This window comes from Microbacterium sp. EF45047, assembly GCF_028472845.1.
GTDB classification, from domain to species: Bacteria; Actinomycetota; Actinomycetes; order Actinomycetales; family Microbacteriaceae; genus Microbacterium; species Microbacterium neungamense.
Genome location: NZ_CP069429.1, coordinates 2,049,207 through 2,069,860, shown reverse-complemented (window position 1 = coordinate 2,069,860; position 20,654 = coordinate 2,049,207). Strand labels below are relative to the sequence as shown.

Annotated in this window: 14 protein-coding genes, 1 tRNA gene and 1 other RNA gene; 11 read left to right on the top strand and 5 right to left on the bottom strand. The window is 73.1% G+C overall.

Annotated features, from left to right (window positions below):
* Positions 1-92: 92 nt before the first annotated feature.
* A tRNA-Ser gene (locus JRG78_RS10080) sits at positions 93-177 on the bottom strand.
* A 310-nt stretch (positions 178-487) separates the two neighbouring features.
* Here JRG78_RS10080 and trhO point away from each other — a divergent pair.
* Positions 488-1,444: an oxygen-dependent tRNA uridine(34) hydroxylase TrhO gene (gene trhO / locus JRG78_RS10075; RefSeq protein WP_259606542.1), complete on the top strand. Its 957-nt coding sequence runs from the start codon at positions 488-490 to the stop codon at positions 1,442-1,444.
* Here the strand turns inward: trhO and JRG78_RS10070 are convergent.
* The 3 genes from JRG78_RS10070 to JRG78_RS10060 all read right to left on the bottom strand — a co-directional run bounded on the left by JRG78_RS10070 (position 1,424) and on the right by JRG78_RS10060 (position 5,873).
* Positions 1,424-3,613 (bottom strand): transglutaminase TgpA family protein, encoded by a 2,190-nt coding sequence (locus JRG78_RS10070; protein ID WP_259606541.1) that lies wholly within the window; start codon positions 3,611-3,613, stop codon positions 1,424-1,426. The two genes, trhO and JRG78_RS10070, sit on opposite strands and share 21 nt — an antisense overlap.
* 70 nt (positions 3,614-3,683) lie before the next feature.
* The gene (locus JRG78_RS10065) at positions 3,684-4,877 is read right to left on the bottom strand and encodes a DUF58 domain-containing protein (RefSeq protein WP_259606540.1); all 1,194 of its coding nucleotides are present in this window, start codon (positions 4,875-4,877) and stop codon (positions 3,684-3,686) included.
* Between the two features lie 3 nt (positions 4,878-4,880).
* Positions 4,881-5,873 carry an AAA family ATPase gene (locus tag JRG78_RS10060; RefSeq protein WP_259606539.1) on the bottom strand — a complete coding sequence of 331 codons (993 nt, stop codon included), beginning with the start codon at positions 5,871-5,873 and terminating at the stop codon, positions 4,881-4,883.
* 86 nt (positions 5,874-5,959) lie between these two features.
* On the opposite strand from JRG78_RS10060, the gene ffs reads away from it, so the two are divergent.
* Both ffs and JRG78_RS10050 read left to right on the top strand, forming a co-directional pair.
* An RNA gene (gene ffs, locus JRG78_RS10055) (signal recognition particle sRNA small type) lies at positions 5,960-6,056 on the top strand.
* Positions 6,057-6,096: 40 nt separating this feature from the next.
* On the top strand, positions 6,097-6,777 hold the full coding sequence (locus tag JRG78_RS10050) for a hypothetical protein (protein ID WP_272653351.1): 681 nt from the start codon (positions 6,097-6,099) through the stop codon (positions 6,775-6,777).
* A gap of 13 nt (positions 6,778-6,790) precedes the next feature.
* Here JRG78_RS10050 and JRG78_RS10045 read toward each other — a convergent pair whose 3' ends face one another.
* A complete protein-coding gene (locus JRG78_RS10045) occupies positions 6,791-7,756 on the bottom strand; it encodes an IS481 family transposase (protein WP_259606537.1) in 966 nt (321 codons plus the stop codon).
* Positions 7,757-7,921: 165 nt separating this feature from the next.
* Between JRG78_RS10045 and pta the strand changes: the two genes are divergently transcribed.
* The 8 genes from pta (at position 7,922) to JRG78_RS10005 (ending at position 20,479) form a co-directional block, all read left to right on the top strand.
* On the top strand, positions 7,922-10,075 hold the full coding sequence (gene pta / locus JRG78_RS10040) for a phosphate acetyltransferase (protein ID WP_259606536.1): 2,154 nt from the start codon (positions 7,922-7,924) through the stop codon (positions 10,073-10,075).
* Positions 10,072-11,295, top strand: a complete 1,224-nt coding sequence (locus JRG78_RS10035) for an acetate kinase (protein ID WP_259606535.1) — start codon at positions 10,072-10,074, stop codon at positions 11,293-11,295. Before pta ends, JRG78_RS10035 begins: the two co-directional genes overlap by 4 nt.
* A 260-nt stretch (positions 11,296-11,555) precedes the next feature.
* The gene (locus tag JRG78_RS10030) at positions 11,556-12,299 is read left to right on the top strand and encodes an HAD family hydrolase (RefSeq protein ID WP_259606534.1); all 744 of its coding nucleotides are present in this window, start codon (positions 11,556-11,558) and stop codon (positions 12,297-12,299) included.
* Entirely contained in the window at positions 12,296-14,824 is a 2,529-nt protein-coding gene (locus JRG78_RS10025; RefSeq protein ID WP_259606533.1) for a glycoside hydrolase family 65 protein, read from the top strand. The genes JRG78_RS10030 and JRG78_RS10025 overlap by 4 nt, the downstream gene beginning before the upstream one ends.
* Before the next feature lie 141 nt (positions 14,825-14,965).
* The gene (locus tag JRG78_RS10020) at positions 14,966-17,554 is read left to right on the top strand and encodes a DNA polymerase III subunit gamma and tau (protein ID WP_259606532.1); all 2,589 of its coding nucleotides are present in this window, start codon (positions 14,966-14,968) and stop codon (positions 17,552-17,554) included.
* Positions 17,554-18,147 carry a recombination mediator RecR gene (gene recR, locus JRG78_RS10015; RefSeq protein ID WP_259606531.1) on the top strand — a complete coding sequence of 198 codons (594 nt, stop codon included), beginning with the start codon at positions 17,554-17,556 and terminating at the stop codon, positions 18,145-18,147. Before JRG78_RS10020 ends, recR begins: the two co-directional genes overlap by 1 nt.
* Entirely contained in the window at positions 18,144-19,112 is a 969-nt protein-coding gene (locus tag JRG78_RS10010) for a DMT family transporter (RefSeq protein ID WP_259606530.1), read from the top strand. Before recR ends, JRG78_RS10010 begins: the two co-directional genes overlap by 4 nt.
* A gap of 80 nt (positions 19,113-19,192) precedes the next feature.
* Positions 19,193-20,479, top strand: a complete 1,287-nt coding sequence (locus JRG78_RS10005) for an aspartate kinase (RefSeq protein WP_259606529.1) — start codon at positions 19,193-19,195, stop codon at positions 20,477-20,479.
* Positions 20,480-20,654 lie beyond the last annotated feature (175 nt).

Below are 20,654 nucleotides of genomic sequence, written 5' to 3'. Positions count from 1 at the left end.
CACGCGGCGGCGCTGCGCGCCGCTGGTTCGAATCCCACAACCTCGATAAATGTCCGAAGGCCCCCGCTACGCGGAGGCCTTCGGACAGTCGGCGGTGACGGAGGGATTCGAACCCTCGGTTGCTTGCACAACACACGCTTTCCAAGCGTGCTCCTTCGGCCGCTCGGACACGTCACCTGGGGAACAACCTGACCATCCTATCCGATCGGCGAGGGCGTTTCGTCTCGCTCCGGCTGCGCCGGTGCGGTTCCTGAGCCTGTCGAAGGGCGCTCAACGACCGGGGGAGGGGGAACAACTGGGGGCTGTGGCGTCCCGATCCGCCGAGGGCGTTTCGTCTCGCTCCGGCTGCGCCGGTGCGGTTCCTGAGCCTGTCGAAGGGCGCTCAACGACCGGGGGCGTTCGTCTCGCTCCGGCTGCGCCGGTGCGAGCTGTGGAGGGCGCGCGGCGGCCGGGAGGGACCGGGAGGACGGGCGCCTAGAATCTCCTGGTGCCCACCCCGAAGATCGTCCTGTTCTACGCGTTCGCGCCGCTCGCCGACCCCGAGGCGCTCCGGCTCTGGCAGCGCGATCTGTGTGAGGCGCTGAAGCTCCGCGGCCGCATCCTGATCTCGTCGCACGGCATCAACGGCACCCTGGGCGGTGACCTGCCGAACGTGAAGAAGTGGGTGCGACGCTTCCGCGAGTACCCCGCCTTCAAGAACGCCGACATCAAGTGGAGCGAGGGCACCGGGCTCGACGAGGACGGTCTCAGCCTCGACTTCCCGAAGCTGAGCGTGAAGGTGCGCGACGAGATCGTGTCGTTCGGAGCGCCGGGCGAGCTGCGCGTCGATGAGCACGGCGTCGTCGGCGGCGGCATCCGCCTCACCCCCGAGGCGCTGCACGAGCTCGTCGCCGAACGCGGCGAGGAGGTCGTGTTCTTCGACGGCCGCAATGCGCTCGAGGCGCAGATCGGGCGCTTCCGCGGCGCCGTCGTCCCCGACACCGAGACCACCCGCGACTTCGTGCGGCTGCTCGACTCCGGAGCGTACGACGACCTCAAGGACAAGCCGGTGGTGACGTACTGCACCGGCGGCATCCGCTGCGAGGTGCTCTCCAGCCTGATGACGGCGCGCGGCTTCGGCGAGGTGTACCAGCTCGACGGCGGCATCGTCCGCTACGGCGAGACCTTCGGCGACGACGGCCTCTGGGAGGGCTCGCTGTACGTCTTCGACGGGCGCGGCGCGATCGCCTTCTCCGATCACGCGGCCGTCATCGGCGAGTGCAGCGGATGCGGCGCGGCGACCAGCCGCACCGCGAACTGCCCTGATGCCTCCTGCCGCCGGCAGTCCGTGGTGTGCGAGGACTGCGACGCCGTGGCGTGCGCCGAACACGCGGAGGCGCACCCCGCGGCGCGCCGCGAGCAGTCCGCCCCGCCCGCCGAGCGCTCAGACGCGCGCGCCGTCTGATCGGGACCGGATCCTCGGCAGCAGCGACCGCGGCATCATCAGCGCCCTGATCCGCGCCACCGGCCCGAGCACGCCGCCCAGGCGCCGCAGCACCGTCCGCAGCGGAGCGGCCAGATCGCCGGCATCCCGGGGATTGCGCGCATACCCCGCCTGCTCCAGCGCGTCCACCAGCCGGGCGATCGCCGCGGCATCCACCCCTCTCTCCTCCACCAGCTCGGCGGCGCGCATCCGCACGGTCTGCGCGTCGGTGGCCGGAAGGCCGAGATCGACCAGCGTGTCGGTGAGCTCGCGCCACGCGGCCAGCGCATCGCCCGCCCGCGCCCTGCCGAACCGCACCAGACGGCGCACCGCGCGCACCGCGGCGGGCAGCAGCACGACCGCGAGCACGCCGAGCACCGTGTACGTCACCGGCCTCGGGTCGACCGTGCGCAGCGCGTCACCGCCGCCGGCCTCGTCCGCCCGCGGATCCTGACCCGCGGTCGGTCCCGTGGTCGGCGCGGTCGTCGGGCCCTGCTCCTGTCCCGGCTCGTCCGGGGTGCCCCCGGTTCCGCCGGTCGTGCTCGCCGGGGCGAACGCCGTGGGCACGCCGAGCGTCGCCGTCGGCTCGAAGGGCACCCACCCGATCCCGGAGAAGAACACCTCGGGCCAGGCGTGCAGCTGGTCGCTGGTGACCGAGTACACCGTGTCGTCCCCGCGCTGCTGATCGGTGGGGTTTCCGGGCAGGTAGCCGACCACGATCCGCACCGGCATGTCCATGGTCTGCGCCATCAGCGCGAACGCCCCGGCGAAGTGGATGCAGTACCCGGTGCGCTCCTGCAGGAAGCGCTCCACCGCCTCCACGCCCGTGCCATCGAAGCCCTCCTCCACCGGCGCCTCGAGGGAGTAGCTGAACGCGGACCGGAACCAGTCCTGCAGCGCGATGAGCCGGTCGTAGTCGTTCTGCGCCCCGGCCGTCACCTCGCGCGCGGTCTCCGCGATGACCGGCGGCAGGTCCGCGGCGGGCTGCAGGTCGACCGGAGCCGCGGTCGCCTCCGCGGCCTGGATCTGCTCCAGGGTGGGCGTCACGACGGTCGCCTCCACGGTGTAGTCGCTGCCGGCGGCGTCGCGGCCGCGGCTGATCACCGTCCGGTTCAGCGGCATGGCGCTCCACCCGCTCGCCACGCCGAACACCTCCTCGGCGGCGTACGGCACCGGCAGCCGGCTGCTCGACATCCCGAGCACCCGGATGGAGGTCCGCTCCTGCGTGGTCGCGATCTCCTCCGTCCAGTCCGCCCCGCCGAACCCGTCCGACAGCGGCTGCAGCCTGCTGCGGTCGGGGCGCCACACCTCACCGTCGAACCGCGAGAGCGTCGCCATCCGCAGGTACGGCGCGGCTGTGCCGGTGGTGACCACCGTGAGCACCTCGGTCTCCCGAGGCCGGCGCAGGTCGTCGCCCAGCCGCAGGTTGGCATCGACGGTCAGCGCCGCACCCGCACCGGGCAGAGTCTCCGCCGCCGGCAGCCCGGGCGCCACGATCAGGGCGCCGGCGACCGACGCCGCGCCCACCGTCATCGCCACCGCGAAGGACGCCTCGCGGGGCGAGTCGCGATCGCCGCGGGCCGCGGTGCGCAGCAGCAGGAGCACCAGCACGGCGTGCAGCAGGAACCAGGCGATGTTGACGCCGCCGAAGGTGACCAGCATCGGCATCGCCCCGACCACCGTGGTCAGCAGCACCGCCAGGAGCGCCAGCCGCTGCGCCACGAGGTGGTCCACGAGCACCGCGACCACGGCGAAGGAGAGTCCGAGCAGGGTGGCGAGGGGGACGGATGCCGCCAGCGGCGCGGATCCGTTCACGATCTCGTCGAGCGCCTGCTGGATCCGGATGCCGTGCACGCGCACCGTCGCCGAGGTCGGGATGAGGCCGAACCCGGCGCCCTCCGGCGCCAGCAGCGCCGTGCCGATCATCCCCGCCGCGGCGAGCTGGGCGCACAGGGCGATCAGCTCGCGGGTCCCGCGGCGCAGGCGCGCGGCGGCGCTGCGCGCGGCCAGACCGGTGAGGGCGATGACGGCGACGAGCACGACGACCACGAACGTCCACCGTCCGGGCGTGATCACCCCGGTGTACGGCCACATCGGCACCAGCGTGGCCGCGGCGCCGAGCGCGGCGCCCGACACGGCCCGCCGTCGCACCGCGTGCGTCTCCTCCGCAGCGACAGCCGCCCCCGCCGGCCGCGGCGGACCCTCCGGCATCCTGCTCCGCTCAAACACGCGCGCTCCCGAACTCCGGCAGGGCGTCGGCCCACACCTCGGCGAGGTCGTCCCCGGTGCGCAGGTGCGCGGTGCGCCAGCCGCGATGGGACGCCGCCGCCAGCGCACCGGCCTCCGGTGCGCTGGCGAACAGCATCGGCGCCGCCGCCCCGGCCGTGCTCAGGTGCCCGGCGTCCTCCTCCGACAGCCGTCCCGTGATCATCACCAGCGGCCCCGGCGCCGTCCCGCCCACCAGGGAGCGGATGTCGCGCGCCTCGCCGCGCGGAGCGAGGGCGGCCAGGGCGACGAGCAGCCCGTCCCGGTCGTCCTCGTGCCCGCGCAGCGCCCCGAGCAGCGTGCCGGAGGAATCCAGCACGTCCACGCTGTACCCGTCCTGCATGAAGCGCAGGGCGGCGGAGGCGCACAGCGACACGGCCGCCTCGAAGCCGGGATCCGGCTCCTCCCCGGCGCGAGGCCAGCGCGCCGCCGAGCGGTCGAGCACGACCATCGCGTCCGGGCTGGACTCCTCCTCCTCCTGCCGGACCATGAGATCGCCGCGGTGCGCGGTGGCGCGCCAGTGGATGCGGCGCATCGAGTCGCCGGACACGTACCGCCGCGGGATGAGGTCGTCGCTGCCCTGCCCGAGCCGGCTCGACCGGGTCTGCGCGGTGCCGCCCGCGGCACCCACCCGCGTCGGCAGCGGGGCGAGCGCCGACACCTGGGGCACCACGGTGATGGTGCGGGTGTCGCCGAACACCTGCTCCCGCTGGGCGAGCCCGAACGGGTCCACCGTCCGCAGGATCAGCGGCCCCAGCGTGGAGATGCCGCGGCGCACCCCGGTGATCTCGTAGCGCAGCACGCGGCTGCCGTCCGGGTACTCCCCGGATGCCGTGCCGCTGACCGCGTCCGGAAGCACGTCCCGCCAGACGCCGCGCGGGATGCCGGGGGCCACCAGGTCGAAGCGCACCGACACGCGGGACGCCTCGCCCACGGCGACCAGGTCGGTCGCGATCACCCGCGTCACCGTGCCGCGCCGGCGCGGCAGCCGCACCGCCAGCACGGCGATCACGGTCAGCAGCACCAGCAGCGCGCCGACGTACTGCAGCGCGGGGGCGGCGGCCACGCCGCCGGCGATCACCAGCAGGACGCCGAGCGCCAGGCACCCGGCACCGCGAGCGGTGAGCGTCCGGCGCCGACGGGGGGACATGGCTCAGAGCCGGCCGGCGGCGAGCGGCACCGGCACCCGGGCGACGATCTGGTTCAGCGCGGCCTCCACCGGCTGCGCCCCTGCGCGGTGCACCCCGCGGGCCGGCAGCAGCCGGTGCGCGAAGACGGGGATCAGCAGGTCGGTCAGGTCGTCCGGGATGACGAAGTCCCTGCCGTCCAGCGCCGCCCACACCTTCGCCGCGCGGACCAGCTGCAGCGTGGCGCGCGGGCTCGCCCCGAGGTGCAGGTTCGGGTCCATGCGGGTGGCCTGCGCCAGCGCCACGGCGTACTCCTCGAGCGACTCGGCGACGTGCACCCCGCGCGCCCAGGCGATCAGCTGCTGCACGGCCCGGGCATCCGTCACCGCCGTGACCGCGGCGAGCGGATTCACCCGCTCGCGCTGCCGGATCATCAGCGCCTCCGCGGCGGCATCCGGGTACCCCATCGAGATCCGCATCATGAAGCGGTCGCGCTGCGCCTCCGGCAGCGGGTAGGTGCCCTCCATCTCGAGCGGGTTCTGGGTGGCGACGACGAGGAACGGCGCGGGCAGCGGGTGCGAGGTGCCGTCGACGGTGACCTGGTGCTCCTCCATCGCCTCCAGCAGCGCCGACTGGGTCTTCGGCGAGGCGCGGTTGATCTCGTCGGCGATCACGATGTGCGCGAACACGGCGCCGCGCTTGAACTCGAACTCGCGGTCGACCGGGTTGAACACGGCGACCCCGGTGACGTCCCCGGGCAGCAGGTCGGGGGTGAACTGGATGCGCCGCACCGTGGCGTCGATGCTCGCGGCCAGGGCGCGGGCGAGCATGGTCTTCCCCACGCCGGGCACGTCCTCGATGAGCAGGTGCCCCTCGGCGAGCAGGCACACCAGCGCGCTGCGCACCGCCTCGGGCTTGCCGTCGATCACCGACGAGACGGATGCGATGATGCGGGAGGTCTGCTCGGCGAACTGCTCGGCGGAGAGCGACGGTGACGTCGAGGATGCGGTCTGATGCATGCGATGCCTCTCGCTGGCGCGACGGTGCGTGTACCCGATCGTACCCTCCGGGGAGGACCCCGGTCCCGGCGTCGGGTAGACTGGACGACGGCTCTCCGCGTGACGGCATCCAGGCCAATTCCCCCAGGACGGAAACGTAGCAAGGGTAACCGGGCTCTGTCGGGTGCGCGGAGGGTCTTCTCTTTTCCAGGCTCCTCCGGGGCCGCGCTGTCAGGATCGGGACGTGAGCAGGTCTGCGGCAGCCGCACAGCGGCGCAGGACACCCGCCGCCCGTCAGCGGCGGCGCTCGACCGCGCAGCGGCGGCGCGCGACGGTGGCACGCCGCCGGCGCCGGATGCGGGTCGCGGCGATCACCGCGGCCGTCGGCGCCGCGGCGTCCGTGCTGCTGCTGATCCTTGGTCTGGTGACCTCCTCCCGTCCGGAGCCGTTCTGCCTGGACGAGCCGCAGGCCTACCCGGCGGCCGGCGTGGCCGGCTGGAACGGCGAGCACCTGGAGAACGCCGCGACCATCGTGCGCACGGCGCGCGAGCTGGGCTTCGCCCGGGACGGCCAGATCATCGGGGTGATGACGGCGATGGGGGAGAGTTCGCTGCGCAACATCGCCTACGGCGACTGGGAGACCTCGGGCGTCACCAACCCGGACGGCACCCCCACCTCCAGCATCGGCCTGTTCCAGCAGCAGGACTGGTGGGGCAGCCGCGAGGCGCGCCTGGACCCGGCCACCGCGGCCGCCCTCTTCTACACCCGCCTGGCACGGCTGGACGGCTGGCAGCAGATGGAGCCGTCGCACGCCATCCACCGGGTGCAGGTCAACAGCGACCCCGAGCACTACGCCCGGTTCGAGGCGGATGCCGCCGCCGTCGTCGACGCCCTGTCCGGGCCGTGCCCGGCGACGACGCGCTAGCTGTACCGGGTCATCACGTTGGTGCCAGTCGGGTGATCGGCGGGTGGCCTCCGAGGGCTGAGTGGCGCCGTCCAGTGTTGTAGTGCTCGAGCCAGGGTGCAAGCGCTGCGGTGCGGTCTGTGTTGGTGAGGAAGACGTGCCGGTAGGCCCATTCGGTCTGCAGGGTGCGGTTGAAGCGTTCGACCTTGCCGTTCTGCCAGGGGCAGTGCGGCTTGATGAACTTCTGCCGGATCCCGTGCGCGGCGCAGACCTCGCGCAGCGAGAACCTGTAGGCCCAGGCGTTGTCGGTGATGAGCCGCTCGATGCGGGGGATGCCGTGGGCGGCAAAGTAGGCGATCGCGCGTTCCAGGAACGCCGCGCAGGTGGCTCCCTTCTCGTCGGGCAGGACCTCCGAGTACGCGAGCCGGGAGTGATCGTCGACGAGTGAGTGGACATAGTCGTACCCGACCTTCGTGTTCCGGTCTCGCAGGATGGATCCGCTGGCGCGGCCGTGTGCTTTCCAGCCGCCGCCGTCGGGGATCTTGCCGAGCTTCTTCACGTCCATGTGGACCAGCTCGCCGGCCCGGTCCCGCTCGTAACGGACCGCGGTGGTCTTCGACGCGCGGATCACCTCCCCCGTGATCGGATCCAGTGCCCGCAGCGGCGGGACGCCGTGACGGGCGAGGATGCGCGAGACCGTCCGAGCCGACATGCCCAGTCGCGCGGCGATCTCCTCACGCCCGATGCGTTCCCTCTGGCGCAGCTCGAGCACTGCCTCCTCGCGCCCGGGACTCGTACGCGTCGGGCTGGTGTGCGGACGCGAGGAACGGTCGACCAGCCCAGCCTCGCCCTCGGCGCGGTAACGCTCGATCCAGCGCTTCACGCAACGACGTGAGACTCCCATCGCCGCGGCGATGTGCGCCTGCTTCCAGCCGGCTCGGGCACGTTCAATGATCAACCGCCTGCCATGAACGGTCAGACGGGCGTTAGCGTGGGCCATGGGACCTCCGTGTGCTTCGTGAAGACGTCAGATATCTCCACTAAGCCCGGAGGTCCTCCCCATTCACAATCCCAACGAGGGGACCAACCTCATGGCCGGGTACAGCTAGCGGCGGGGCGAGGCGGAGGGATGCGGGGCCGCGCCGCCCCCACCTAGGCTGGGGCCGTGGCGCGGAGCATCTACATCACCTCGGCCGAGGGGCACACCGGCAAGTCGACGATCGCGCTGGGCGTGCTCGACGCCCTGATGCGGGTCTCGCCGCGCGTCGGCGTGTTCCGCCCGATCGCGCGCTCGGCCGGCGAGCGCGACTACGTGCTCGAGCTGCTGCTCGCGCACGACGGCGTGCACCTGGACTACGAGGACTGCGTCGGCGTGACGTACGACGACGTGCGGGAGGACGCGGAGCACGCGCTGGCGACGATCGTCGCCCGGTTCAAGGCCGTGGAGGCCCAGTGCGACGCGGTGGTCGTGATCGGCAGCGACTACACGGATGTGGCCAGTCCCGCCGAGCTCGGCTACAACGCCCGCATCGCCGCGAACCTCGGCGCCCCGGTGATGCTCGTGCTCTCCGGCCGCGACCAGCAGCGGCAGGCCGAGCAGCTGGGCACCACCACCGCGCGGACCCCCGCCGAGGTCGGTCACATCGCGGCTCTGGCATCCGCCGAGCTCGCCGCCGAGCGCGCCGAGCTGTTCGCCGTCGTCGTCAACCGCGCCGACCCGGACCGGCTCCGCGAGATCGTGGACGAGCTGCAGGACGGCCCGGTGGGCCGGACACCGGTGTGGGCGATCCCGGAGGACCGCACCCTCGTCGCCCCGTCCATGCGGGGCATCCTCGCCGCCGTCGACGGCCGCGTCGTGCGCGGCGACGCCGACCTGCTCGAACGCGAGGCGTACGCGGTCGTGATCGCCGGCATGTCGATGGTGAACGTGCTGCCGCGGCTGACCGAGGGCGCCGTCGTGGTGATCCCCGCCGACCGCACCGAGGTGCTGCTGGCCACCCTGCTCGCCTCCTCCTCTGGCACCTTCCCGTCGCTCGCCGGGATCGTGCTGAACGGCCCGTTCCCGCTCCCCGAGCCGATCGAGCGGCTGCTGGACGGGTTCTCCGTGCAGATCCCCATCGTCGCCACCGACCTCGGCACCTACGACACCGCGGTGCGGATCATGAGCACGCGCGGCCGGCTCACCGCCGAATCCGGCCCGCGCTACCAGCGCGCGCTGTCGCTGTTCCAGCGCCATGTGGACCTCACCGAGCTGACCATCGAGCTCGGGCTCGCCGAGTCCCGCGTGGTCACGCCGCTGATGTTCCAGTACGGCCTGATCGAGCGGGCGCGGGCCGACCGGCGGCACATCGTGCTGCCGGAGGGCGACGACGACCGCATCCTGCGCGCCGCCGCGATCCTGCTCGCGCGCGACGTCGCCGACCTCACCCTCGTCGGCGCCGAGAAGGACATCCGCGCCCGTGCCGCGGCCCTCGGCCTCGACCTGTCCGCGGCGCGCGTGGTGAGCCCGACCGACCCGGAGCTTGTGGAGCGGTTCGCGGCCGAGTACGCCCGGCTGCGGGCGCACAAGGGCGTCACCCTGCAGCAGGCGGCGGACACCGTCACCGACGTGTCCTACTTCGGCACGATGATGGTGCATCTCGGCCTCGCCGACGGAATGGTCTCCGGCGCCGCGCACACCACCGCGCACACCATCCGGCCCGCGTTCGAGGTGATCAAGACGCGTCCGGGCGTGGACGTCGTCTCCAGCGTCTTCCTGATGGCGCTCGCCGATCGGGTGCTCGTCTACGGCGACTGCGCCGTCATCCCCGACCCCACCAGCGTGCAGCTCGCCGACATCGCGATCTCCTCGGCGGCGACCGCGCGGCAGTTCGGCATCGAGCCGCGGGTCGCGATGCTCTCCTACTCGACCGGCGAGTCCGGCTCCGGGGCCGACGTCGACAAGGTGCGCGAGGCGACCGCGCTCGTGCGCGAGCGGGCGCCGGAGCTGCTGGTGGAGGGGCCGATCCAGTACGACGCGGCAGCCGACGCCGCGGTGGCGAAGGCGAAGCTGCCCGGGTCGGCGGTGGCCGGCCGCGCCACCGTGTTCGTCTTCCCGGATCTCAACACCGGCAACAACACCTACAAGGCCGTGCAGCGCTCGGCCGGCGCGGTGGCGATCGGCCCGGTGCTGCAGGGCCTGAACAAGCCGATCAACGACCTCTCCCGAGGCGCCCTCGTCGACGACATCGTGAACACCGTCGCGATCACCGCCATCCAGGCGCAGGCCGCGGGCGCACCGGCGGGCGCCGACGCGACGACCCCGGGGGAGGACCGGTGAGCGTCGTCCTGGTGATCAACAGCGGCTCGTCGTCGCTGAAGTACAGCCTGATCGACATGGACAGCGAGACCGAGCTCGCGGACGGGCTCGTCGAGCGGATCGGCCAGGCTGAGGGGGCCGTCACCCACACCGTGCACCAGAGCGCCGGGCCCGGGGAGCCCGCGCCGGCGATGCTGAGGGCCACGCGGACCGAGGAGCGGCCGATCGCCGACCACGACGAGGCCTTCGCCGCGATGCTGGCGATGTTCGCGGCGCACGGCCCCGCGCTGGAGGACCGCCCGCCGGTCGCGGTCGGGCACCGGGTCGTGCACGGCGGCGCCCGCTTCTTCGCGCCCACCCCGATCACCGACGACGTGGAGCGGCAGATCGGCGAGCTCAGCGTGCTCGCGCCGCTGCACAACCCGGCCAATCTCGCCGGCATCCGCGCGGCGAAGGCGGTCTTCGGCGACGTGCCCCACGTCGCGGTCTTCGACACCGCCTTCCATCAGACCCTGCCCGCCCCGGCGTACACGTACGCCATCGACGAGGCTCTCGCGCGGGAGCACCGGGTGCGCCGCTACGGGTTCCACGGCACCAGCCACAAGTACGTCAGCGAAGCCGCCGCGGCCTTCCTCGGCCGCGACCTCGGCGCGCTGAAGCAGATCGTGTTCCACCTCGGCAACGGGGCATCCGTCACCGCCGTCGACGGCGGGCGCTCGGTGGAGACGTCGATGGGCCTGACACCGCTCGAGGGCCTGGTGATGGGCACCCGCTCGGGCGACATCGATCCCGCGGCTCTGCTGCACCTCGCCCGCCGCGCCGGTCTCGGCGTGGACGATCTCGACGACCTGCTGAACAAGCGCAGCGGGCTGCGGGGCCTTGCCGGCCGCAGCGACATGCGCGACATCCTCGCCGGCCGGGAGGCGGGCGACGAGGCGGCCACCCTCGCCTACGACGTGTACATCCACCGGCTGCGCGCCTACGCCGGGGCGTACATCGCCCAGCTCGGGGGAGTGGACGTGATCTCGTTCACCGCGGGCGTGGGCGAGAACGCGGCGCCGGTGCGCGCGGATGCCCTCGCCACGCTCGGCTTCCTCGGCGTGCGGGTCGACCCGGACCGGAACGCCGAGCGGGCCCGGGGCATCCGTCTCATCTCCGCCGACGACTCCGCGGTCGCCGTCCTCGTCGTACCCACCGACGAGGAGCTCGAGATCGCACGGCAGACGCTCAGCGCGATCTGACCGCGGCGGGCGGGTGGGTGCGCGGGCCCGGTGGGCGACGGAAAACCCAGTCCGATCGTCACACCTCCGGCGTGTCGCCGGTTCGACACGCCGCGCCTGCGGCATCCGGTCCGGGATTTCCGGCGGATGCCGGGGCGTGGATGCCCGGGAGGAGCGGATGCCGGGGAGGGGCGGATGCGGGATTCGCGGCGCATGCGGGCACCGGCGTCACTACGCTGGGTAACGGCCAACCGACCAGCCCGCCGCCCCCAGGAGCCTCCGTGTCCGACTTGCCCGACCTGCGCCGCGCCGCAGCGGTCCTCTTCGACCTCGACGGCGTGCTCACCCCCACCGCCGAGGTGCACATGCGCGCCTGGAAGCAGGTGTTCGACGAGGTGTTCGACCGCTGGGGGATCGAGCCCCCGTACACCGACGACGACTACTTCGCCTACGTCGACGGCAAGAAGCGCTACGACGGCGTGGCGAGCCTGCTGCACAGCCGCAACGTCGAGATCCCCTGGGGCGAGGTCGACGATCCGCCCGAGGCGGAGACGGTGTGCGGCATCGGCAACCGCAAGAACGCCGCCTTCGCCGCGGCGCTGCGCAGCGGCGGCATCGCGCCGTTCCCCGGATCGCTGGCGCTGATCGAGCTGCTCCGTGAGGAGGGCGTGCCGATGGGCGTCGTCTCCAGCTCGAAGAACGCCGAGGAGGTGCTCGCCTCCGCCGGCATCCGCGACTTCTTCACCGCCGTCGTCGACGGCGCGGTCGCCGAGCGCGACAGCCTCGCCTCCAAGCCGGCGCCGGACATGTTCCGCGAGGGCGCCGCGGCGCTCGGCGTCGCGCCCGCGGACGCCGTGGCGGTGGAGGACGCCGTCTCGGGCGTCGCGTCCGCCGCGGCGGCCGGCTTCGGCGTCGTGATCGGCGTCGACCGCGGGGCCGGCGCGGATGCGCTCCGCGCGGCCGGCGCAACCGGTATCGTCGATGACCTTGCCCGACTCCTTCCGACCCCCTCGGAGAACGCATGATCGACCGCGGCCTCTACCCCGTCGACCCGTGGCGCCTCATCGAGACGCGCTACGACCAGCACGGCGTGTCCGAGACCCTGTTCTCGGTCGGCAACGGCTACCTCGGCCTGCGCGGCAACCACGTGGAGGGCCGCGGCGCGCACGAGCACGGCACGTTCATCAACGGCCTGCACGAGACCTGGCCGATCCGGCACGCCGAGCAGGCGTACGGGTTCGCCGAGGTGGGCCAGACCATCGTGAATGCGCCGGATGCCAAGATCATGCGCGTCTACGTCGACGACGAGCCGCTGTCCTTCGACGAGGCGGACGTGCGCGAGTACTCCCGGGTGCTGGACATGCGCCGCGGCGTGCTGGAGCGCTCGCTGGTGTGGGAGACCCCGTCCGGGAAGCGGGTGCGCATCCGTGACGAGCGGATGGTGAGCTTCGAGGAGCGGCATCTGGCGGTGCTGCGCCTCGAGGTCGAGGTGGAGAACGCCGACGCCCCGGTCACGATCAGCTGCCAGCTGCTGAACCGCCAGGACGGCGGCAGCATCTACGCCGGCACGCCGGCCGCGGCGCGGTCCACGGCGGGGAAGACCGCGACGTTCGACCCGCGCAAGGCGGAGAAGATCACCGAGCGGGTGCTGCAGCCCGCCGAGTACTGGCAGGACGGGCTGCGCTCCGCGCTGTCGTACCGGGTCACCGATTCGGGCATGACGGTCGCGGTGGTCGCCGACCACATCATCGAGACCGACAACGACTACAGCGCCCGCTCGCTGGTCGAGCCCGACATCGCGAAGAACGTGTTCCGCGTGCAGGCGAAGGCCGGCGTCCCGGTGCGGATCACCAAGCTGGTGAGCTACCACACCTCCCGCGGCGTCCCGCCCCGCGAGCTCGTGGACCGCTGCCGGCGCACGCTCGACCGGGCCGCGGTGGAGGGTGTGGACACCCAGTTCCGCCGTCAGGCGGAATGGCTGACCGCGTTCTGGGATCGCAGCGACGTGCGCATCGGCGGACGCGACGACCTGCAGCAGGCGATCCGCTGGTGCCTGTTCCAGCTCGCGCAGGCCTCGGCGCGCGCCGACGGCGCCGGCGTGCCCGCGAAGGGCCTCACCGGCTCCGGATACAGCGGCCACTATTTCTGGGACACCGAGATCTACGTGCTCCCGTTCCTCACCTACACCTCCCCGCAGTGGGCGCGGAACGCCCTGCGCGCGCGTGCCCTGATGCTGCCGGCCGCGCGCCGTCGCGCCGCGCAGCTGAACGAGGCGGGGGCGCTGTTCCCGTGGCGCACGATCAACGGCGAGGAGGCGTCCGCCTACTACGCCGCCGGCACCGCGCAGTACCACATCAACGCCGACATCTCCTTCGCGGTCGGCAAGTACGTCGAGGCCACCGGCGACCGCGACTTCCTGCTCCGCGAGGGGGCCGACATCCTCGTCGAGACCGCGCGGCTGTGGGCGACGCTCGGCTTCTGGCGCGACCCGGCGGCCGGGACGCTGCCGGCCGCGGCCGGTCACCACGGCTCGGCGACCTTCCACATCCACGGCGTGACCGGGCCGGACGAGTACACCACGGTCGTGAACGACAACCTGTTCACCAACGTGATGGCCCGCTTCAACCTCGGCTACGCCGCGCAGGTGGTGCAGGAGATCGCGCAGGAGCATCCGGCCGCCTACGCCGCCCTGGTCGAGCGCACCGGACTCGACGCCGGCGAGCCGCAGGCGTGGGCGCGCGCCGCGGAGGCCATGCACATCCCGTTCAGCGAGAACCTCGGCATCCACCCGCAGGACTCGCTGTTCCTGGAGCGCGAGGTGTGGGACCTGGCGAACACCCCGCCGGAGCAGCGGCCGCTGCTGCTGCACTTCCACCCGCTGGTCATCTACCGCTTCCAGGTGCTGAAGCAGGCGGACGTCGTGCTCGCGCTGTTCCTGCAGGGCGACCACTTCACGGCCGAGGAGAAGCTCGCCGACTTCGAGTACTACGACCCGCTGACCACCGGCGACTCCACGCTGTCCGCGGTGGTGCAGTCGATCATGGCGGCCGAGGTCGGCTACCAGGACCTGGCGCGGGAGTACTTCGAGCAGGCGCTCTTCGTCGACCTCGGCGACCTGCACCACAACGCCGCGGACGGGGTGCACGTCGCCTCGGCGGGCGGCGTCTGGGCCGCGCTCGCCTGCGGGTTCGGCGGCATGCGCGACCACGGCGGCCGGCTCAGCTTCGATCCGCGCCTGCCCCAGGACTGGCCGGAGCTGACCTTCCCGCTGCAGTGGCGCGGCTCGCAGCTGCTCGTGACGATCACCCGCGACCGGCTGCGCGTCGAGGTGCGTTCCGGCGACGACGTCGAGTTCACGGTGCGCGGCGCCGCGCACAGCGCGGGCGTCGGGCGCGACGCCCTGGTCCCGCTCGCCGGGCAGGGCCCGCGGCGGCCCGGCCGCCCGTCGCTGCAGAAGTTCGCCGAGGCGCGCCGCGAAGACGGCACGCTGATGTCGCCGACGGTCCCGGTGACGACCTCGGCGATCCCGGTCATCGCCATCGAGGACTAGCGAGTTCCCGGCATCCGTCGCGGGCGGATGCCGGGAACCCGCTCTTCGGCGGATGCCGGGGCGGAACAGGTCGGCGGAAGCCCGGGCGGGATGCGCGGATGCCCGGGGTCCGGTGTCGGCGGCACGCCGTAGGCTGGACGGGTGACCACAGCCCTCTACCGCCGCTACCGGCCTGAGACCTTCGCGGAGATGATCGGGCAGTCCCAGGTGACCGAGCCGCTCATGACCGCGCTGCGCAGCGACCGGGTCGGGCACGCCTACCTGTTCTCCGGGCCGCGCGGGTGCGGCAAGACCACCTCGGCCCGCATCCTGGCGCGCTGCCTGAACTGCGCCGAGGGGCCCACCGACACCCCGTGCGGCGTGTGCCCGAGCTGCGTGGAGCTGTCGCGCTCCGGCGGCGGGTCGCTGGACGTCGTCGAGATCGACGCGGCCAGCCACAACGGCGTCGACGATGCCCGCGACCTGCGCGAGCGCGCCACCTTCGCGCCCAGCCGCGACCGCTACAAGATCTTCATCCTCGACGAGGCGCACATGGTCACGCCGCAGGGCTTCAACGCGCTGCTGAAGCTCGTCGAGGAGCCGCCGGCGCACGTGAAGTTCATCTTCGCGACCACCGAGCCGGAGAAGGTGCTCGGCACGATCCGCTCGCGCACCCACCACTACCCGTTCCGGCTGGTGCCGCCCGCGGCCATGCTCGAGTACGTCGAGAAGCTGTGCGCCGAGGAGGGGGTGCAGGTCGAGCCGGGTGTGCTTCCGCTCGTGGTGCGCGCCGGCGGCGGTTCGCCGCGCGACACGCTGTCGCTGCTGGACCAGCTCATCGCCGGCTCGGATCAGGACCGCGACGGCGCGGTGTCGGTGCGGTACGAGCGCGCGGTCGCGCTCCTCGGCTACACGCACGCCGCCCTGCTCGACGAGATCGTGGACGCGCTCGCCGCGGGCGACGCGGCAGCGGCCTTCCCGGCCGTCGACCGGGTGGTGCAGACCGGGCAGGACCCGCGCCGGTTCGTGGACGACCTGCTCGAGCGGCTGCGCGACCTCATCGTCATCGCCGCGGTCGGCGAGGGCGCCTCGGCGGTGCTGCGCGGCATCCCGGCGGACGAGCTGCAGCGGATGCGGGAGCAGGCGGCGGCCTTCGGGTCGGCGCGGCTGTCGCGCACCGCGGACCTGGTCAGCCAGGCACTCGATGACATGACCGGCGCCACCTCGCCGCGACTGCACCTGGAGCTGATGGTCGCGCGAGTGCTCTCGGGGGCCTCGGCGGATGCCGTCGCGGCCCCGTCCGTCGCCGGCAGTGCCGCGCAGGCCGCCGCGAACGCCGCGGGTTCCGCCGTTGGTGCCGCTCCTGCGGCCGGTGGGGCTCCTGCGGCCGGTGGGGCTCCTGCGGCCGGTGGGGCTCCTGCGGCCGGTGGGGCGGTGGGGACGCCGTCCAGCGCGGGCCCGGCATCCGCGGGCCCAGCGGGCAGCGCGAGCGCTGCCGACGCGCAGGTGCCGGCTCCTGGCGGCGCGGCCGAGCAGACGGATGCGGCACCCGCCGCTTCCGGCCCGGTGACCTTCGAGCGCATCGCCGCCGCCTGGCCGGCCATCCTCCGCCGTCTCGAGGGCATCAGCCGGGCATCCTGGCTCGTCGTCACGGCCGTGCAGCCGCTCGCCTACGACACCGACAGCAGCGTGCTCACACTGGGCTTCACCAGCCCGAGCGACGTGGCGCGATTCAAGGGCTCCACGCCGGGCAAGGGCACCTCCGACCACCTCCGCACCGCCATCCAGCAGGAGCTCGGCGTCACCGTGAAGTACCTGCCCGCGCCGATGCCGCCCGGCGGAGCGAATCCGGGATCCTCGGGGCCCCCGGCCCCGGGCGCAGGAACGTCCGCCGGCCCGGCTTCGGGCCCGGGCTCGGCGTCCCGCGGGAGCGGTCCGTCGTCCGGCCCGGCACCCCGGACGGCTCGCGGCACCGCGGACCCGCGCGCATCCGCCGGTCCGGACGCCCCCGCCCGCGGCTCGCAGCCCTCCAGCGGCCCCGCTGCGGCAGGGAGCGCTCCGCTGTCCGACAGCGCGCCGGCCGCCGGCTGGGCGAACCCGATGCAGGAGCCGGAGCGGCCGGGCCCCCGGGCATCCGCTCCGCGACAGGCCCCGCGCGCGCAGTCGGCTCCGGTGACCGAGTGGGCGGTCGCGCCGATCCCCACGGCGACGATCACAGCACCGCAGCCGCAGTTCCCCGTCGACGAGGAGCCGGCCGAGGTCGAGGCCGCCCGTTCCGCGCCCGCGTCTGCGGTGGACGGCATGGTCGACCCGGAGCCGCCGCCGCTGCCCGATGACGAGCCGCCCTACGACGACCACCCGCCCTACGACGACGAGCCCCCGTACGATCCGTATCTCGACGGGCCCGGTGCGTCCGCACGCGCTGGCGCGCCCGTGATCCCGGCGGGGGGACGGACCGCGTCGGCTCCCGATCGCGCGTCGGCCCATCGTGCGTCGACGTCGGCCCCTGCTGCGCCGTCCGGCCCGGCATCCGGCTCCGGTCCGGCATCCGGCTCCGCATCCGCGCCGGCATCCGCCTCTCGGGCATCCGTCCCCGGGCGCGGGCCGGCCGGGCCGAACGCGCCGGTCGTGACGGCCCGCTCCGTGGCGCCCGAGGGCGTGCAGCGCTACGGCGAGGCCGTGGTCCGCCAGGTGCTCGGCGCCACCTTCCTGCGCGAGGAGCCCTTCGAGCCCCCGACGAGGTTCAGCTGATGTACGACGGCATCGTTCAGGAGCTCATCGACGAGTTCGGCCGGCTGCCCGGCATCGGACCGAAGTCGGCGCAGCGGATCGCGTTCCACATCCTGCAGACGCCGAGCTTCGACGTCGCCCGTCTCGCCGAGCTGCTCACCGAGGTGCGCGCCCGGGTGCGATTCTGCGAGGTGTGCGGGAACGTGTCCGAACAGGACCGCTGCGCCATCTGCCGCGACCCGCGACGCAATCCCGAGCTCATCTGCGTGGTCGAGGACGCCAAGGACGTGGCCGCCATCGAGCGCACCCGCGAGTTCCGTGGGCTGTACCACGTGCTCGGCGGCGCGATCAGCCCGATCGCCGGCGTCGGCCCCGACGACCTGCGCGTCGCGCAGCTGATGAGCCGCCTCGCCGACGGCACCGTGCAGGAGGTCATCCTCGCCACCAACCCGAACCTCGAGGGGGAGGCCACCGCGAGCTACCTCAGCCGGCTGCTCACGAGCATGCAGATCACCGTCTCCCGCCTGGCATCCGGCCTTCCCGTCGGCGGCGACCTGGAGTACGCCGACGAGGTCACCCTCGGGCGCGCGTTCGAGGGGCGGCGCCGGCTGTGACCGCGCACACCGCAGGATTCACGCGCAAAGGCTGGATCCTCTTCGCGATCATGTCCTTCGTGTGGGGCACCACCTACCTGTTCATCAAGGAGGCGGTGCACTCCTACAGCCCGCCCGCCGTCGTCGCCGGTCGCACTCTGCTCGGCGCGCTCATCCTGCTGCCCTTCGCCCTCCGCAGCGGCGCCCTGCGCGCCGCGTGGCGGCACTGGCCGTGGGTGCTCGCCTTCGGCGTCGTCGAGATGGCCGGCCCGTTCCTGCTGCTCAGCCACGCCGAGACCCGTCTGCCGTCCGGGCTGACCGGGCTGCTGGTCGCGACCGTGCCCCTGTTCGCCGTGCTCATCGCGCTGCTGCGCGGCGACCGCACGGTGCTCGCCCCGGTCCGTCTGGGCGGGCTGGTGCTCGGGTTCGCCGGCGTGGTCATCGTCGTCGCCGGCCCCGGCCTGTTCCCGCAGGGCGCCGGCAGCATGCTGGCGATCGGCGAGATCCTGCTCACCGCGCTGCTGTACGCGATCGCGCCGTTCATCATCGCGCACAAGCTTCACGACGTCCCCTCGATCGGCACGATCACCCTCGCCCTGTTCGCCATCGGCATCGGCTACCTGCCCGCCGCGCTGCTGACCCAGCATGACGTCCCCACGCTGCGGTCCACGGTGTCGCTGGCGCTGCTCGGGATCGTCTGCACCGCGCTCGCGTTCGTGGGCTTCTTCGCCCTGATCCGCGAGGTCGGGCCGGTGCGGGCGCCGCTGTTCACGTACATCAACCCGATCGTGGCGATCCTGCTCGGCACCGCCCTGCTCGCCGAGCCGATCACCCTCGGGCTGCTCGTCGGGTTCCCGATCGTGCTCGCCGGCTGCTGGCTCGCCGCCACCGGCGGCCGGCTGCACGCCCCGGCGGCGGACCTCACCACGGGCCCGGTCACCACCGCCGAGACCGCCGAGGTCGTCGTCGCCGACAACGAGCGCTGACCGTCACATGCACGGGCGGGCATGAGGCGCGTCCGTAGAATGTGCGTGGGCGGATCCGCCCGACGTCCCCGGGAGTGAACGTGGCCCTGATCGTGCAGAAATACGGCGGCTCGTCCGTCGCCGACGCCGAGAGCATCAAGCGCGTCGCCAAGCGCATCGTCGACACGCGCCGTGCCGGGCACGACGTCGTCGTCGCGGTGAGCGCGATGGGGGACACCACCGACGATCTCCTCGAGCTGGCAGGCGAGGTGGCGCCGATCCCCGCGCCGCGGGAGCTCGACATGCTCCTCTCCAGCGGGGAGCGCATCTCGATGGCACTGCTGGCGATGGCGATCCACTCGATGGGCTTCGAGGCCCGCTCCTTCACCGGCAGTCAGGCGGGCATGATCACGGATGCCAAGCACGGCGCCGCCCGCATCGTGGACGTCACGCCGGTGCGGCTGCGCGAGGCGCTGGACGAGGGGGCGATCGTCATCGTCGCCGGGTTCCAGGGCTTCAACCGCGACACCCGCGACATCACCACGCTCGGCCGCGGCGGCTCCGACACCACCGCCGTGGCGCTCGCTGCCGCGCTGGACGCCGACGTGTGCGAGATCTACAGCGACGTGGACGGCATCTTCACCGCCGATCCGCGCGTCATCCCGAAGGCGCGCAAGCTCGACACCATCACCAGCGAGGAGATGCTCGAGCTCGCGGCCAACGGCGCCAAGGTCCTCTACATCCGCGCCGTCGAGTTCGCCCGCCGCCACGGCGTTCTCATCCACGCCCGGTCGAGCTTCTCCTCGGCAGAGGGCACCTACGTTCTGGGCGAGGGCATGCGAAGCCCCCGCGACCCCGAGGGAGCAGCCATGGAAGAACCGATCGTCACCGGCGTCGCCACCGATCTCAGCCAGGCGAAGATCACCGTGTCCGGCGTCCCGGACGTGCCGGGCAAGGCAGCCGAGATCTTCACCATCGTCGCCAAGTCCGGTGCGAACGTGGACATGATCGTGCAGAACGTGTCCGCCGCCTCCACCGGGCGCACCGACATCTCGTTCACGCTGCCGAAGGCGGATGCCGCCGCGGCGCTGAAGGCGCTCGCCGCCGACCAGTCCGAGATCGGGTTCGAGAACCTCATCCACGACGACCAGATCGGCAAGCTCTCCGTCGTCGGTGCGGGCATGCGCACCCACTCCGGCGTGTCCGCCACCCTGTTCGAGGCGCTGAAGAACACCGGCATCAACATCGAGATGATCTCCACCTCGGAGATCCGCATCTCGGTGGTGCTGCGCGGCTCCGACCTCGTCGACGCCGCCCGCGCCGTGCACACCGCCTACGGCCTGGACGGCGAGGTCGAGGCCGTCGTCCACGCCGGCACCGGCCGCTGATCCCGCCGCCCCCGGCCGCGACCCCGCCCGGCCCTCCGGCCGCTGATCCCGCCGACCCCCGGCCGCGACCGCGCCCGGCCCCCGAACCGTCCGGAGCGGGGCGGCCGGGGAGAAGGCGCGACCCGGGGGTGCGGGGAGGCGGTAGACTCGCGGCAACCCTGACATCGCCGCCAGG

Coding starts and splice junctions, on each gene's coding strand:
- JRG78_RS10045 (WP_259606537.1), bottom strand. CDS start 7,756: ATGGCCCACGCTAACGCCCGTCTGACCGTTCATGGCAGGCGGTTGATC.
- JRG78_RS10065 (WP_259606540.1), bottom strand. CDS start 4,877: ATGTCCCCCCGTCGGCGCCGGACGCTCACCGCTCGCGGTGCCGGGTGC.
- recR (WP_259606531.1), top strand. CDS start 17,554: ATGTACGACGGCATCGTTCAGGAGCTCATCGACGAGTTCGGCCGGCTG.
- JRG78_RS10060 (WP_259606539.1), bottom strand. CDS start 5,873: ATGCATCAGACCGCATCCTCGACGTCACCGTCGCTCTCCGCCGAGCAG.
- JRG78_RS10025 (WP_259606533.1), top strand. CDS start 12,296: ATGATCGACCGCGGCCTCTACCCCGTCGACCCGTGGCGCCTCATCGAG.